Origin of the sequence: Streptomyces sp. Alt3 (genome assembly GCF_030719215.1) — a bacterium.
GTDB lineage: Bacteria > Actinomycetota > Actinomycetes > Streptomycetales > Streptomycetaceae > Streptomyces > Streptomyces glycanivorans.
Genome location: NZ_CP120983.1, coordinates 1,913,629 through 1,929,576, shown reverse-complemented (window position 1 = coordinate 1,929,576; position 15,948 = coordinate 1,913,629). Strand labels below are relative to the sequence as shown.

Here is a 15,948-nt window from a genome sequence, read left to right as displayed (position 1 = left end):
TTTGATCGGTGGAGGGAAGCGTCGCGCGGTGCGCGCCGGCCAGGCAGAAGACCGTCATCGGAGCGCTCGGCATGACTGAGGAAGAGTCCGGCACCCCCCACTGGCTGTTCGGCGACCAGCTCGGCCCCCATTTCGTCGACCCGGCGCGGGGCGGCCCGCACCGGGACGCCCCGCTGCTGATGATCGAGGCCCGCAGCGTCCTCCGGCGGCGACGGTTCCACCGTGCCAAGGCGCACCTGGTCCTCTCGGCCATGCGCCACCGGGCCGCCGAACTGGGCGACCGCGTGCGGTACGTCAAGGCCGACACCTACCGCCAGGGTCTGCGCGAGGCCGTGGGGGAGGGCCGGGTGACCGTGCACCACCCCACGTCCCACGCGGCCCACGCCTTCGTGCGCTCGCTGCCCTCCGTACGGGTCCTGCCGGCGCGTGGATTCCTGGTGACGCACGACGAGTTCCGCACGTGGGCGGACGACCGCGGCACGAAGCACCTGCGCCAGGAGGACTTCTACCGATGGGTCCGCGGGACCCACGACCTGCTGATGGAGGGCGACGGGCCCGCCGGTGGCCGGTGGAACCTCGACCACGACAACCGGCAGCCCCCGCCACGCGGCTCCTCCGACCTGGGCGTACCGGCGCCCTACCACCCCCGGGAGAGCGAGATCGACGACGAGGTGCGGTCCGACCTCGACCGGTGGTCGCGCGACGGGGACGTCGAGTTCGTCGGTGAGGACGCGCCCCGCCGGTTCCCCGCCACACGCCGGGAGGCACTCGCCGGACTCCGCCGCTTCGTGGAGCACCGGCTCGCCACCTTCGGCGCGTACGAGGACGCGATGCTCGCCGGGGACACGACGATGAGCCACAGCCTGCTGTCCTCGTCGCTCAACCTCGGCCTGCTGGACCCCGCGGAATGCGTCGAGCGGGCCGAGGCGCGGTGGCGGTCGGGCGACGTACCGCTCAACAGCGCCGAGGGATTCGTGCGCCAGATCGCCGGATGGCGCGAGTTCGTCTGGCACGTGTACTGGTACTTCGGCACGCGCTACCGCGAGAGCAACACCCTGCGCCACCACGAACCGCTGCCCGGATGGTTCACGGAACTGTCCTCGGACGCCACCGGTGCGAACTGCCTCTCCCACGTCCTGGACCAGGTCAGGACGACGGGCTGGACCCATCACATCCCACGCCTGATGGTGCTGGGCAGCCTCGCCCTGCAGCGCGGATGGGACCCCCGGGCCGTCACCGACTGGTTCCACCGCAGCTTCGTCGACGGCTACGACTGGGTCATGGTCCCGAACGTGGTGGGCATGTCGCAGTACGCCGACGGGGGTCGCATGACCACCAAGCCCTACACGTCCGGCGGCGCCTACATCGACCGCATGAGCGACTTCTGCGGCTCCTGCCGGTACAAGCCGTCCGTACGGGTCGGCGACGACGCCTGCCCCTTCACCGCCGGCTACTGGAACCTCCTGCACCGGCACCGCGACCGGTTCGAGCACAACGCGCGGATGGTCCGGGCGGTGCGGGGTCTGGACAGGCTCACCGATCTCGACGAACTGCTGGAGCAGGAGCGCCACCGTCAGGACTGAGATCCTTGGGGAGGGGCGTCGTGCGCGGCCCCGGTCGCAGCGCGGAAAGGACAGGCACATGGATCGGCCGGCGGCGGAACACCCCTCGGGAGACTCCGGGCAGGAAGCACTCTTCGGGTGGTCGGACACCGCCCCGGCACAGCCCCCACAGCCGTTCCGTGACAGCCCGCAGGCCCGTCGGCTGCTCGACGTGCGCGAGGTCTACGCGGAACCCGCCGCACTGGACTCGCCGCGGGGACAGCAGATCATGGCCCGGCTGCCCGGGGTGAGCGTGACCGAGATCGCCAACCACTGGGGCATCCCCTCCCTCCACGGCAACGACGGCAACATCGCCCGCTGGGTGAGGATCAAGAACGGGACGCTGGTCCTCGGGGTCAAGCACACGCTCCGGACACGCCCCAACGGCCGGTCGGCCGACTGGATCGCCCCCGGCCCCTCCAACGGATGCGCGATGGCCTGCGCCTACTGCTACGTGCCCCGCCGCAAGGGCTACGCGAACCCGATCACCCTGTTCACCAACATCGAGGCGATCGTGGCCCATGTCCGCCGCCACGTACGGGCGCAGGGCCCCAAGCCGGCGCCCAACCAGTGCGACCCCCTGGCCTGGGTCTACGACATCGGCGAGAACGGGGACTGCTCCGTCGACGCCCTCGTCTGCGACAACACCGCGGATCTCGTCGCCGCGTTCCGGGGACTGCCGACGGCGAAGGCGTCCTTCGCGACCAAGTTCGTCAACCCCGACCTCCTGGCACTCGACCCCCAGGGGCGCACCCGGGTGCGCTTCTCCCTGATGCCGCCCGACGACGCCCGGCTGCTGGACATCCGTACCAGCCCGGTCCCCGAGCGGATCGCGGCGGCGGCCGACTTCCTCGACGCCGGTTACGAGGTCCACTTCAACCTCTCACCAATCATCCTGCGCCCGGGGTGGCAGAGGGACTGGGCCGACCTGTTCACCCACCTCGACGACGTGCTGCCCGCCAGGGTGAAGGAGCAGGCGGCGGCCGAGATCATCATGCTGACCCACAACCAGGGGCTCCACGAGGTCAACCTGGGCTGGCATCCCCGTGCCGAGGAACTGCTGTGGCAGCCGGCCGCCCAGGAGACCAAACGCTCGGAGAACGGCGCCCTCAACGTCCGCTACGCCCGGGAGATCAAGCAGCGCTCCCTGACGCGCATCCGCGAGCTGCTGGCAGCGCACGCGCCGTGGCTCCGCGTCAGGTACGCCTTCTGACGCCTGCGTGGACATGGCGTGCGGCGACGGCGGTGCGAGGACCGTCCGCGGTGCCGGTGCCCGGGGGCTTCCCGGCGACGGCCCGAACGGGCGCGCCCTGTATAGGCTCGCCCCATGCTGAGACTCGGAATGCCCGTCATCGGCGTCACGGACGTCCCCCGTGCGGTGGCCTTCTGGACCGCCGCCCTGAACCTGGTCGCCGGCGAGGAGCGGGCGAGCGAGACCTGGCGGACGCTCGAACACGCCGACGGTTCCGGCCGTGCCCTCGGCCTGCTGCGCAGCACGTCCCCGGCCGAGCCCCGCCCCCGTGTCCATCTGGACCTCTTCGCGGAGACGCGGGAGGAACAACAGTCCGAGATCACGCGGCTGACCGGTCTCGGCGCGCAAGCCGTCGACTGGGACTCCTATCCCCCGGATCCCGACTTCGTCGTCCTCGCCGACCCCGACGGCAACATCTTCTGCGTGGTGGATCTCAGCCACGCGGCCGGTGGGAGCGACCGGCCGGGGACCTGATCCGCCGGACACCGGCTCACATGTGGCCGATGTCAGCGGCGTCCGGTGCCTTGCTCAGCTCGCCGGGGGCCAGGTGTCAGGTCGCTCCCGGCGGGACGGGCACCGAGACCGGTGAGCTGCCCGGCTGCGGCGTGCTCGGGACGCCCGCGGAAAACCGGTACCGGGGCGGCGGGAGGAGGTGGAGACTCGGTCCATGTCAGACATGGCGTCCTTCCGGGAAGCGGTCACCTCGTGGGCGGCCGGTGGCCCCGGTGACCCCGCGCGGGAACTGGCCCTGAGCCTGCCCGTCCGGGCGGTCGTCCTGCTCGAAGGGCCGAGCGACGTCGCGGCGGTGGGCGCGCTGGCGGCGAGCCGCGGCCGGGACCTGGCGGCCGAGGGAGTCTGCGTCCTGTCGATGGGCGGCGCGATGAGCGTCGGGCGATTCGCGCACCTCCTGGGACCGACCGGTCTCGGTCTCCGGCTCACCGGACTGTGCGACGAGGCGGAGCGTGGCTACTACGCCCGCGGGCTGGAGCGCGCCGGCGCGGCGGGGCAGACGTTCTTCGTCTGCGCGGCGGATCTGGAGGACGAACTGATCCGCGCGCTCGGTGTGGCACGGGTGGAGGAGCTCGTCGGGGTGGAGGGTGATCTGCGCGCCCTGCGGACCTTCCTGAACCAGCCCGCACAGCGCGGCCGCAGCGCACAGCAGCAACTGCGGCGGTTCTTCGGCACGAAGAAGGGCCGCAAGATCCACTACGGCCGCGTCCTCGTCGAGGCCCTCGACCCGGCCCGCGTTCCCGCCCCGCTGGCCGGCCTGCTCGCCGGCCTCTGACCCGGCGGCGCCCCGTGACGGCCAGGGGGCCGCACGGGCCCTCCGCCCTGCTCCCCGGTCCCGGTGCGGTGGTCCGGCGTCCCGCCGGACCACCCCGGCAGTCCCCGCGCTCTCGCGTCCCGGCTCCGCGCGCCGTCACGTCGTGTCCACCTGAGCTCCGGTGTCCGCATCCCGTGCAGGTGCTGTGTCCGCCTCGAAGTGGCCTGCTCGTAACCCTTGACGCTGCCCTTCGGCGAAAACTACGTTTTATTTCGCGGAAATCAACTTCCACTTTGTGGAAACCTCTGAAGAACTCTCTCGGTCGCCAGGGCCCGTGGCGCGCAGCCTTCTCCGAAGTAGGCCGTCGACAGGCCTGGTTGCGACCCCAAGCGAATACCCGAGGGCCGATCGATGACTGCTGTGGAGGGCGTGCCGCCCGGGACGGCCACCGGGGACACCCGGGCCGACGGGGGCAGCGGAGCCACCAGCTCCGTCCTGTACACCTACGACCTGGCCCCGACGAAGAAGCAGGGACGCCGCTGGGGCGCCTACAACGTGTTCACCCTCTGGGCCAACGACGTACACAGCCTCGGCAACTACGCCTTCGCCATCGGCCTCTTCGCGCTCGGCCTGAACGTGTGGGGCATCCTGGCGGCCTTCGCGCTCGCCTCGGTCCTGCTCTTCCTGCTGCTGACGCTCTCCGGCTTCATGGGGCACAAGACTGGTGTCCCCTTCCCGGTCATGAGCCGCATCGCGTTCGGCATCAGGGGCGCGAAGATACCCGCCGCGGTCCGTGGCATCGTCGCCATCGCCTGGTTCGGCATCCAGACCTACCTCGCCTCAGCCGTCCTGAGCGCCCTGCTCATCGCGATGTTCCCCGGACTACGTGCTCTGGACTCGAACTCCCTGCTCGGCCAGTCGACCCTCGGCTGGATCTCCTTCCTCGCCCTGTGGGCCCTGCAACTCCTCATCGTGAGTTACGGGATGCAGATGATCCGGAGGTACATGGCCTTCGCGGCGCCCACGACCCTGATCACCATGCTCGCCCTCGCGGTGTGGATGTTCGTACGCGCCGACGGATCGATCTCCCTGTCCGTGGACGCTCCGCTCAGCGGGGGCGCCATGTGGCTGCAGATCCTCCAGGCGGCCGCCCTGTGGGTGGTGATCTACGGGACGTTCGTCCTGAACTTCTGCGACTTCACGCGGTCCGCCAGGAGCCGCGGGTCCATCGTCCGCGGCAACGTGATCGGCATCCCGCTGAACATGCTCTTCTTCGCCGTCATCGTGGTGGTCCTCAGTGGGGCGCAGTTCAAGCTGGACGGGCACGTCATCACGAGCCCCACGGACATCGTCCGCACCATCCCGAACATGTTCCTCCTGGCGACGGCCTCGCTGGCCCTCATCGCCCTGACCGTCGCGGTGAATCTGCTGGCCAACTTCGTCGCACCGATCTACGCCCTCATCGACCTCTTCCCGCGCCGGCTGAACTTCCGCCGGGCAGGCGTGGTGAGCGCGGCCGCCGGGCTGGCGATCCTGCCGTGGAATCTCTACAACAGCCCGATCGTCGTCAACTACTTCCTCGGCGGGCTCGGAGCCCTCCTCGGACCCCTCTTCGGCGTGATCATGGCCGACTACTGGCTGCTGCGGAAGTCCCGGATCAACGTGCCCGACCTCTACAGCGACGATCCGCAGGGCGAGTACCACTACAGCCGCGGCTTCAACCCCCGCGCCGTCGCCGCCTTCGTCCCCGCCGCGGCCGTCGCCGTCGTCGTCGCCCTCGTGCCCTTCTTCCACGCCGCCGCCGGATTCTCCTGGTTCGTCGGTGCCCTCCTCGCCGCCGCGTTCTACGCCCTGATCGCGGACCGTGGCGCCCAGATCCGCGACGTCGACGGCGAGTCCATCGCCGTCGCCGCCGAATGAACCACGGAGCCGTGACCGCGGAACGCACCACCGAGCCGCCGGACGGACCACCGAACCGTCGCCGGACGACCCACCGAACCGAAGGCCGCCACATGCGCATCCTCGTCGTCAACGTCAACACCACGCAGTCGATCACCGACTCGATCGGCGTACAGGCGGCCGGTGCCGCCTCACGTGGCACCGAGATCGTCCCGCTGACCCCCTCCTTCGGGGCGGAGTCCGTCGAGGGCAACTACGAGAGCTACCTGGCCGCCGTCGCGGTGATGGAGACCGTCCGCGCCTACCGGGAGCCCTTCGACGCGGTGATCCAGGCCGGTTACGGCGAACACGGCAGGGAAGGGCTGCAGGAACTGCTCGACGTCCCGGTCGTCGACATCACCGAGGCCGCCGCGAGCACCGCCCAGTTCCTCGGCCGCACCTACTCCGTCGTCACGAGCCTGGACCGCACGGTCCCGCTGATCGAGGAGCGTCTCCACGCCGCCGGTCTGAGCGCGCGCTGCGCCTCCGTGCGGGCGAGCGGGCTCGCCGTCCTGGACCTGGAACGGGACGGGAAGGCGGCTGTCGACGCCATCGTCGAACAGGCCGCCCAGGCCGTGGAGACCGACCGGGCGGAGGTGATCTGCCTCGGGTGCGGCGGGATGTCCGGCCTGACCGAACGCGTCGTCGAGCGCACCGGGGTGCCTGTCGTCGACGGCGTGAGCGCGGCGGTGACGATCGCCGAGTCCCTCGTCCGCCTCGGGCTGACCACCTCGAAGGTCCGCACCTACGCACCCCCGCGTTCCAAGCGCATCGTCAACTGGCCCCCGCGGGCCGGCTGACACGGCCCCGTTACGTCGGGCACCGGCCACCGCTCTACCCGATGGTCACCACCCGCGCCCACGCGGGCGGGCCGTCGGGGACGTACTCGGAATTCGACTCGTCGTACGACGGGCTTCCGTGGTGCCGGCCGAACAGGCCCACCACCGTCCGGCACGGCGGACGCCGGGACGGCCACAGTGTCTGGCCGTCGGTCAGCATCACCAGGACGTCAGGGCGCGGGCGTGACTCCAGCGCACGCGCGAACCCCGCACGCAGGTCCGTACCCCCGCCGCCCAGCAGTTCGACGCCCTCCGCGCCGCCGCACAGGGGCCGGACCCGGTCCGCCGCCGCGTCGCACGGGAGTACGCCGACGAGGTCACGGCGGCCGCCCACGGCCCGTGAGATCGCCGTCACCTCCAGCAGAGCGCTGCCCAGTTCGGCGTCACTGACGGAGCCGGAGGTGTCGATGACCACGACGACCCGCGTCGGCCTGCGCCGCAGGCTCGGCAGGACCGCGCCGGGAACCGCCGCGGACCGGCGGGCCGGCCTGCCGTATACGTAGTCGTCGCCCGAGCCGGGCGCGGAGGCAGCCGCCCGTACGGCGGCGCCCAGCAACTGCCGCCAGGGCTGCGGAGGATGGAACGCCTCCTCGGCCCAGCGTCGCCAACCGGCCGGGGTGTTCCCCGGACTTCCGGTGATGCCCCGCGCCACCCTGAACCGCACCGCGTCCCGCTCCTGTGCACTGAGACCGTCCGCGCCCCTGGGCCCCAGGTCCCACGGCCGGGGGAGGCCGTCCGCGCCGCTTCCGCACTCCAGCCACGCCAGATGGGCGGTGTGAGGCCCCAGCCGGAACTGGCGGAGGTAGTCCTCCATCAGTTCGCCGTCCCTCAGCCCCAGGGACGCCGGGCGGACGGCACCCTCGGGCGCCACCAGGCCCTCGCCGAAGACGTCGTCGTTGATCTCGCAGTCGGCCGCAATGTTCATCCGCAGCCGCTCCGCGGGGCCGGACAGGCCGTGCCGGAGCGCGTAACGGTCGCCGCGCCCGTGGTGGTCGCGCAGCAGGTGCGACACCTCGTGCACCCACACCCCGGCCAACTCCTCGACAGGCGTGCGGTCGACGAAGGCCGGAGACACGTAGCACCGCCAGTACGGGTCGACGGCCATCGTCGGCACGTGCCGGGACTCCACCGGGTGCAGGGCGAACAGAGCCGTAGCCAGGTAGGGCCGCGCGAGGACCGCCTGGAGGCGGGCGGCGAAGAGCTTCCGGGTGTCCAGCGTGCCCTCGCACGCGTCCTGTGGGCGTACCGGCCGTGGCGCGGCAGGCCGGCCGGGGGCGCTCCCGCTCACCGGTTCCCCCGGGTGACCGAGAGCGCCCGGACCTTCGCCCGGTCCGCCCGCTGCGACACGGACACCACTCCGGCGAGACCCTCGATCGCCGCAGGCACCTCCCAGTTGTCGCGGCGCAGCGTGGCGAGTGTCGTCGCCGGAACGACCAGCAGGTCCGGAGCGCCGGTCTCCGCCGCCCTCGCCAACAGGGCCCAGGCGGCGTCCCACCGGTCCCGCGCGGGGCGTGAGCGGACCGCGGCGACCACCGCGTCCAGCGTCGCCTGACGCAGATCACCGCGCTCCGGAAGCTCCGCAGCCCCGGGGTCCGCCAGCAGGTCCTCCGGGTCCGGCAGGTCCATCCTGTCCAGGTAGGCCAGGAATTCCAGCCCGGGACCGTCGCCCACCGTCCCCCGGACCAGCATGGACAGGACGTCGCGCGACGCGCCGGCCGCGGTCGCGAACGCGGTCAGGCACAGTGCCATGTCCCAGCTTCGCGGTGACGGCCACGCCCCGCCCCGCAGCGCCTCGCCCGAGGGGAGCCGGTGGACCAGGGCGGGCCGTGCGCCCAGCAGGCCGCAGACCGCCCGGCGTGCGAACGCCACGGCCTCCGGCAGCAGTCCGGCGTCGAGCGTCGGCAGCACGGACCGGGGCCAGACACCGCCGAGGCCCCGCACCACCACGTCGGCGTCGTGCACCCACCGCAGATGGACGAACCTGTTGGCGAGCGGGGGGCTCAGCTCCCAGCCGTCGGCGGCGGAGGACCGGGGATTGGCGGCGGCCACGATCCGGACGCCCGGCGGCAGGCGCAGTGCGCCGACCCGGCGCTCCAGTACGAGGCGCAGGAGCGCGGCCTGTACGGCGGGCGGGGCGGTGGACAGTTCGTCGAGGAAGAGCAGCCCGCGGCCCGCGCGCACCAGCCTCACCGCCCAGTCCGGCGGCGCCATCGGAATGCCGTTGCCCGCCGGGTCGTCCCCGATGACGGGAAGACCGGAGAAGTCCGACGGTTCGTGCACGCTGGCGATCACCGTGGTCAACGGCAGGTCCAGGGTGGTGGCGAGCTGGGTGAGCGCGGCCGTCTTACCGATCCCGGGCTCACCCCACAGCAGCACCGGCAGGTCGGCGGAGACCGCCAGGGTCAGCGCCTCCAGCTGCGGGTCGGGACGTGGAGCGGTGGTCGTGTCGCGGAGCAGGGCCAGCAGCGCGCCCGGCACATCGAGCCGCGAAGCCCGGACGGAAGGGGCGGGGGCACCGGAGGGGGCCGGGGTGTCAGGGGTCTCGGTGGTCGGGTTCTCGGAGGGCGGGGCGTATGCGGACATGAGGCATCACCTGAGGGTTCGTCGAAGGGCGCGGCCCCGGGTTCCGGGCGCGCGGAAGGCGGCAAGGGCGGCACGCGGGTGCCGGGTGCCCCGGGCCGAAGGGCGCAGGGGCGGCACGCGAAGTGCCGGATGTCGAGGGGAGGCAGTGGCGCCGGACGCCGAGAGGCTGAGCGGCGGCGCCCGGTGCGCGGTCAGCGGTAGGCGGCGTTCCGGGGGCGGGTGCGGTGAAGGCCGACGCGGTACCGCTCCCGTCCGGTCACGGGCTCCCTGGGCCCGGGATCGGCGAGACCGGCCCTGAACAGGCCGTGCCTCACCCGCTGTCGGGCCGCGTCGGTGAACAGGTCGCGCAGGTCCCCGTCCCTCAGCCGCGCCTCGGCCCCGAGCATGCGCTCGATCCCGGCGAGCGCGCCCGCCGGGTCCCCGTGGGCGAGGCGGTCACGCACGTCGGCGAGGCAGTCCGGCCGGCGGTGCGCCACGTCGATGACCTGGAGGCAGGGGAGTGGGGTACCGGTGAGCGCGGCCAGCAGCTCCTCCCGCCGGATCTCGGCGGGATCGTGGTCCAGGGGCACCAGCACCCCGCCGACCAGGCCGATCCGGTGCCGGGCGCCTCGGCAGTCCACCTCGCGCGGCGGACCGTCGTCGTCCGTGCGCAAGGAGCCGGACGCCGATGTCCCCGGCGCCAGGGCGGCCGCGACCAGAGGGTGCAGCCGTTCCGGCGCGACGAGACCGCGGCGCAGCAGCTCCAGGTCGGGGAGCACCCGTGCAGCCGCATCGGGGAGGACCGGTAGCCCGGCACAGGCGCCCGCCTTCACGTACCGGGCGGACCGCACCTCGGACGGCCCGCCGGCCTCTCCCGGCGGGCCGGGGGAGGGACGCACGTCCAGCAGCAGCCGGTGCCTGCCGCCGAGACGCACGGCGACCTCGCCCCCACCGGTACGCCCCTCCGCGGCCAGAAGCAGGGCCGCCTCGTCGGCCCACCGGCCGAGCGCGAACCGCTCCGGTCCGGGCACCCGGGACGCCCAGACGGGGACCGGCCCGTCGAAGGGCCCGGCCCCGTCCGCCCCGGTGCGCGGGCGCAGTTCGTGGCTGCGGCCCGCGTCCCAGAGGTGCCGGTGCAGGTCCAGGCGGAACCGACGGTCGGGGGGCCGGTAGCCGCGCGGCCCGTGCCCACGTCCGTGCGGGGCGAGGCCGTCCCACACCGTGAGGCTGATCCGCTGCCCGCCCTCCGCCCACGCGGGCGCGGTACGCACCACGAGACGCACCGGACGGGGACGCCCCGGTTCGTCGTACCTGGCGAGCGTGACGGTCGTCCCGGTGCGGAGCAGTCCGTCGGGCGCGGTCCTGGGCATGTGCCACCGCAACAGGTCCGGTGCCAGCCGACGAAGGTCCGCCCTGAGCAGGGCGGCCAGGCCACTGCCGTGGACACGTGCGACGGTACGCAGGTCGAGATCGACGTCGAATCCGGCGGCGGCGCAGGCCCCCGCCCAGTCGCCGGCACAACGCCTGGCCGTCGCGGTCTCGATCATGGAGGGCGGCACGGCGATCTCTCGCACGCGCGGCCAGAAGGAGAAGCTGGAGTCCTCGAACGCGGTCATGGTGAGCATCAGCACTCACCTTGCGCGGTCAGGACCCCCGATCTGCGGGAGTCTTGAGTAGTCATCGGCGGGAGCGTAGCCCGCGCGGGCGCCGGGGGCCACACCTTTTCCCTGCGGGCGGGCGGGAGACGTCACTCGAAGAACTTGAGGCTCCAGCCGGTGCTGGTGTTCGAGCCGGGGACATCGGCCCTGCTGTACGTGATGTCGCCCCACCAGCTGAACGTGCCCGTGTACCAGTACCGGTTCGCCCATGAGTACGGAGTCCCCTTGGCGACCGCGTGGAACATCAGGGGGAAGCGCGGGCCGGCCGGCGGGCTCGTCCCGATGTCGCCGTCGAGCAGGACGAAGCTGTGGTGGCCGGGGCCGTCGACGTACAGGGTGGGGTCCCAGCCGGGCATCATCGTCGCGCGGGAGGAGCCGAAGAGGCAGCCGTTCGACTTGTACCAGTCCCATACGTACGTGGGGTCGCCGCCGGCCCGGAGCCGCAGGTCGGCCAGGCAGTACTGGTCGCTCCAGCTGCCGTTGGCGGAGTACACGATGTGGAGCTGCCCGTTCGGGTCCTTGATCGCCTCGGGGGCCTCATTGATGAACGGGTTGCCGACCACCCGCTCCCAGCTCTCGCGCGGCTGCGAGATGACGAACCGTGCGCCGGTCGGTGTCCTCGGACCGCTCATCCGGCTGATGTAGAGGTTCTGCTCGACATTCGTGTCGCCCGCCCAGCCGGACCAGACGAACCAGCGCTGCCCGTTGAAGGTGAACAGCGTGCCGTCGATGGCCCACTTGTCGTCGGCCAGCGCGAGCTTCGACTCCCCGGTGTAACCGCTGTCCGGTGCGGCCGAGTCGATGACGTACATCCGGTGGGCCGCGCCTCGGCCCGCCGAGAAGTAGATGTAGTAGCGGCCGCCGTCCCGCACGATCTCCGGGGCCCAGACCTCGCCGAGGCCGCGGTTGTCCGACCAGACCTGGCGGGCCGGTGCCGAGGCCAGCGCCGCCGTCGACGAAGCCTGCCGCACGGCGATCCCGCCCCCGGTCGACTGCACCGAGACGTACGTGCCGCCGACGCGCAGGACGCTGGGGTCCGCGGCCTGCATACCGGTGCGGTCCGCCCGGGCGGTCCCGGCGGAGGCCAGGCACATCGCGGCGGCGAGCATGACGGAGAGAGCGAACGCGGCGATACCGGAAAGGTGACGAGGAAGCTTCATCATCCCGCTCCATGGTCGGCCTCCGCGCCGCGACGCGGCAACCGGGGGAGCGGTTGCCGGCACGCGGGCAGGGCTGGTCAGGACCACGCCGGCGCGGAACGCGGGGGGTGACATCCGGTCATGGCCCCTGCCTCCGCACCGACATGTACATCGATGAAAAGAGCGCTCTCACAGCATCGTGAGTGGATCTGCGCATGTCAATATCGGGGACTCGGCGAGGAGAGCCGGACCGCGCCACCCCGGGCTCGGCATGAATGCGCATGATGGTGCTCCCGTTCGGTTCACCGACACCTCCGGAGGACGACGCATGGCCGAGGAAGCAGTGCCCGCCGACGAACTGCCGTTGTCCGGCATCACCGTCGTGAGCGTCGAACAGGCGGTGGCCGCGCCCTTCGCCACCCGCCAGCTCGCCGACCTGGGAGCACGGGTGATCAAGGTGGAGCGGCCGGACGGCGGTGACTTCGCCCGCCGGTACGACACCACGGTGCACGGCCAGTCCAGCTACTTCGTCTGGCTGAACCGCTCCAAGGAATCCCTGACCCTGGACCTGAAGTCCGAAAAGGGGCGCAAGGTCCTGCATGAACTCCTGGCGCGGGCAGACGTGTTCGTCCAGAATCTCGCGCCCGGTGCCGCGGCGCGCCTGGGTCTGGCCGCCGACGACCTGGCGGATCGTTACCCGACGCTGATCCCGTGTTCGGTCACCGGCTACGGATCGAGCGGGCCCTGGGCGGACCGAAAGGCCTACGACCTGCTGGTGCAGTGCCAGACCGGTCTGGTCTCCCTCACCGGCAGTGCCCGTGAGGCCGCCCGGGCCGGGGTGTCGGTCGCCGACATCGCGGCGGGGACGTACGCCTACAGCGGCATCCTCACCGCGCTGTTCACGCGGGCCACCCGCGGCACCGTACGCGCCGTGGAGGTCTCGCTGTTCGAGGCGCTCGCCGAGTGGATGGGGCAGCCTGCCTACTACACCGCGTACAGCGGTGCGCAGCCGCCGAGGGCCGGCACCCGGCACCCCACCATCGCCCCGTACGGAACCTACACCGCGGCCGACGGCAGGGACGTACTGCTCTCCGTGCAGAATGAACGCGAATGGGCCGCCCTCTGCGAGCGGTTCCTCGGCGACCCCGGCCTCACCGACGACCCGCGCTTCGCCACCGGATCCGCCCGGGTGAGCAACCGTGAGGAGGTCGACGCGCTCCTGGCCGAGCGGATCGCGGCGTCCGGCAGCGGCGAGGTGATGGCGCTCCTCGACGCCGTCGGCATCGCCAACGCCCCCGTCAACGACGTGAAGCAGTTCCTGGAACATCCCGTGCTGTCCGGCCGTGACCGCTGGCGGGAGGTGGCCGTGCCCGGCGGGGAGACGGTGAGGGCGCTGCTGCCGCCCGTCGACCTGGCGGGGACCGCCCCGCGCATGGGCGCCGTTCCCGCGGTCGGCGAGCACACCGAAGGCATCCTGGCCGAACTCGGATACACGCCCGGGCAGATCGGCGAGTTGCGTGCCGACGGAGTCGTCTGACCATCCGGCGGGCGAGCAGGACCGCACCGAGGAGGCCGCCCGCCGTCGCGCCCGGACTGTCGTGCCATAACCGGACGTAGTCTCCAAGTCTGTTGTTTTCTAAGGGTGTTGCCGTTCACGCCCGAGGCTGAGTCCTGGATTTCTCAGCTGTCATGAACCTTGTCAGTCTGGCGACGGGCCCTCTATTGTCGCGGGCAGAAAGCGCTTTCCCCTCCTGGGTTCCGTCCGGTGGAAGCGTTCGTCGTGACGGCCGTCGCGACGAACGCGCGTGAGCCGCCACCTGCTCGGCCCAGGGCTTCACCGGGAAGCCGGGCCCGTGCGGACGAAGGTGCACCACACCGGTCCGCGCCGGGCCCGGCCGCCTCGCTCGTCCCGGGACCGGCAAGGACTGCCGCCCCGACCGCTCGAGATCAACATGCACCACCGGCCGACGAGTGCTGCCCGGCGTCAAGCCGACAGCCCCGCCGGTTCGCCGTTGCGACCGCGGCATGGAGCAGCAACACAGCATGTGAACACGAATGGGGACACCAACATGAGACGACCAGTCGCGCTGCGACTCAACGCCGCTCTGGCCACGCTGGCCGTGGCGGCCGCGACCGGCGTGGTGCTGTCGATGCCCGAGGCGGCGTCGGCGGCGGCGACCGGGAGTGCCACCGGATACGCGACCCAGAACGGCGGGACCACCGGCGGCGCCGGCGGGACGACCGTGCGGGCCACCACGGGTACCGCGATCCACACGGCCCTGTGCAACCGGGCCAGCAGCAGCACCCCGATCACCATCGAGGTCGAGGGCACGATCAACCACGGCAACACCACCAAGGTGTCGGGGAGCAGCTGCAACACCGCCGCCGGTGTGATCGAGCTCAAGCAGATCAGCAACGTCACGCTCGTCGGCGTCGGCAGCGGTGCCGTCTTCGACCAGCTGGGCATCCACATCCGTGAGTCCAGCAACATCATCATCCAGAACGTGACCGTCAAGAACGTCAAGAAGTCCGGCTCGCCCACGTCCAACGGCGGTGACGCCATCGGCATGGAGAGCGACGTCCGCAACGTCTGGGTCGACCACACGACTCTGGAGGCCTCGGGCGGTGAGTCGGAGGGCTACGACGGCCTCTTCGACATGAAGGACAACACCCAGTACGTCACGCTGTCCTACAGCACCCTGCGCAACTCCGGCCGTGGCGGCCTGGTCGGCTCCAGCGAGACCGAGCTCTCGAACGGCTACATCACCTACCACCACAACCTGTACGAGAACATCGACTCGAGGGCGCCCCTGCTGCGCGGCGGCATCGCCCACATCTACAACAACTACTACGTGAAGCTCAACGAGTCCGGAATCAACTCCCGGGCCGGAGCGCGGGCCAAGGTCGACAACAACTACTTCAAGGACTCCAAGGACGTCCTGGGCACGTTCTACACGGACGCGGCCGGATACTGGCAGGTCAGCGGCAACACGTTCGACAACGTGACCTGGTCCGCCAAGGGCAGCGAGAACAACCCGGCCGGTCCCGACCCGAAGTCCAACACCACGGTCAGCATCCCCTACTCCTACAGCCTGGACAACGCGAGCTGCGTCCCGGCGATCGTGGGTGCGACCGCGGGCGCCAACAAGGGCCTGAAGGTGTCGGACGGCAGCTGCTCGCCGACGACCCCCACCCCCACCCCCACCCCCACGCCCACCGACCCGACACCGGACCCGACGGACCCCACCCAGCCCGGCGGCACCAACCTGAGCATCGGTGCCGGATCCGACGGCTCCAGCAAGGCGAGCGGGTCCAGCTACGGCAACGTGCGTGACGGTGACATGAGCACCTACTGGTCGCCGGCCGGCTCGACGGGTTCCATCTCGATCAAGTGGGGGACCGCCACCTCCGTGTCGAAGGTGAACATCCGTGAGGCGTCGGGTTCCACCGGGGTCATCGGAGCCTGGAGGGTCGTCAACGGTGACACCGGCGCGGTTCTCACCTCCGGGACCGGGGCCGGCACCATCACCGTCCCCAAGACCTCGCTGAAGAAGGTCACCTTCGAGATCACCGGCTCGTCCGGGACACCGAAGGTCGCCGAGTTCGAGACGTACGCCGGATAGCGGCACGGTCCTGGCTCCCTCCCGGGACCGGTGACGCCCCGGAGACGTCCGGGGCCGTCGCGGGAACACCGG

12 protein-coding genes are annotated in these 15,948 nt (G+C 71.6%); 8 read left to right on the top strand and 4 right to left on the bottom strand.

All coding sequences use genetic code 11. The annotated features are described in order from the left end of the window. Nucleotides 1-71: 71 nt before the first annotated feature. The 6 genes from P8A20_RS08300 to P8A20_RS08275 all read left to right on the top strand — a co-directional run bounded on the left by P8A20_RS08300 (nucleotide 72) and on the right by P8A20_RS08275 (nucleotide 6,855). Nucleotides 72-1,583, top strand: a complete 1,512-nt coding sequence (locus tag P8A20_RS08300; protein ID WP_147962710.1) for a cryptochrome/photolyase family protein — start codon at nucleotides 72-74, stop codon at nucleotides 1,581-1,583. A gap of 58 nt (nucleotides 1,584-1,641) precedes the next feature. Then, a complete protein-coding gene (locus P8A20_RS08295; RefSeq protein WP_306103244.1) occupies nucleotides 1,642-2,814 on the top strand; it encodes a spore photoproduct lyase family protein in 1,173 nt (390 codons plus the stop codon). Between the two features lie 114 nt (nucleotides 2,815-2,928). Next, entirely contained in the window at nucleotides 2,929-3,327 is a 399-nt protein-coding gene (locus tag P8A20_RS08290; RefSeq protein ID WP_306103243.1) for a VOC family protein, read from the top strand. A gap of 193 nt (nucleotides 3,328-3,520) precedes the next feature. Then, nucleotides 3,521-4,138 carry a TOPRIM nucleotidyl transferase/hydrolase domain-containing protein gene (locus tag P8A20_RS08285; RefSeq protein ID WP_306103242.1) on the top strand — a complete coding sequence of 206 codons (618 nt, stop codon included), beginning with the start codon at nucleotides 3,521-3,523 and terminating at the stop codon, nucleotides 4,136-4,138. A gap of 390 nt (nucleotides 4,139-4,528) precedes the next feature. Continuing rightward, the gene (locus tag P8A20_RS08280) at nucleotides 4,529-6,037 is read left to right on the top strand and encodes an NCS1 family nucleobase:cation symporter-1 (protein WP_306103241.1); all 1,509 of its coding nucleotides are present in this window, start codon (nucleotides 4,529-4,531) and stop codon (nucleotides 6,035-6,037) included. Between the two features lie 92 nt (nucleotides 6,038-6,129). Further along, nucleotides 6,130-6,855, top strand: coding sequence for an aspartate/glutamate racemase family protein (locus tag P8A20_RS08275; protein ID WP_306105132.1), 726 nt, complete (start codon nucleotides 6,130-6,132; stop codon nucleotides 6,853-6,855). A 34-nt stretch (nucleotides 6,856-6,889) separates the two neighbouring features. Here the strand turns inward: P8A20_RS08275 and P8A20_RS08270 are convergent, their stop codons facing one another. From P8A20_RS08270 to P8A20_RS08255, 4 genes are all read right to left on the bottom strand, one after another. Then, nucleotides 6,890-8,110, bottom strand: a complete 1,221-nt coding sequence (locus tag P8A20_RS08270; RefSeq protein ID WP_147962803.1) for a vWA domain-containing protein — start codon at nucleotides 8,108-8,110, stop codon at nucleotides 6,890-6,892. Nucleotides 8,111-8,178: 68 nt separating this feature from the next. Further along, nucleotides 8,179-9,477 (bottom strand): AAA family ATPase, encoded by a 1,299-nt coding sequence (locus P8A20_RS08265; RefSeq protein ID WP_306103240.1) that lies wholly within the window; start codon nucleotides 9,475-9,477, stop codon nucleotides 8,179-8,181. 191 nt (nucleotides 9,478-9,668) lie between these two features. Then, the gene (locus P8A20_RS08260) at nucleotides 9,669-11,081 is read right to left on the bottom strand and encodes a hypothetical protein (RefSeq protein ID WP_306103239.1); all 1,413 of its coding nucleotides are present in this window, start codon (nucleotides 11,079-11,081) and stop codon (nucleotides 9,669-9,671) included. A 122-nt stretch (nucleotides 11,082-11,203) separates the two neighbouring features. Further along, nucleotides 11,204-12,274, bottom strand: a complete 1,071-nt coding sequence (locus P8A20_RS08255) for a glycoside hydrolase family 43 protein (RefSeq protein WP_147961868.1) — start codon at nucleotides 12,272-12,274, stop codon at nucleotides 11,204-11,206. A 307-nt stretch (nucleotides 12,275-12,581) separates the two neighbouring features. Here P8A20_RS08255 and P8A20_RS08250 point away from each other — a divergent pair, with 307 nt between their 5' ends. Continuing rightward, nucleotides 12,582-13,790 carry a CaiB/BaiF CoA transferase family protein gene (locus P8A20_RS08250; RefSeq protein ID WP_147961867.1) on the top strand — a complete coding sequence of 403 codons (1,209 nt, stop codon included), beginning with the start codon at nucleotides 12,582-12,584 and terminating at the stop codon, nucleotides 13,788-13,790. A gap of 532 nt (nucleotides 13,791-14,322) precedes the next feature. Beyond that, nucleotides 14,323-15,876 carry a pectate lyase family protein gene (locus P8A20_RS08245; RefSeq protein WP_306103238.1) on the top strand — a complete coding sequence of 518 codons (1,554 nt, stop codon included), beginning with the start codon at nucleotides 14,323-14,325 and terminating at the stop codon, nucleotides 15,874-15,876. Nucleotides 15,877-15,948: the final 72 nt, after the last annotated feature.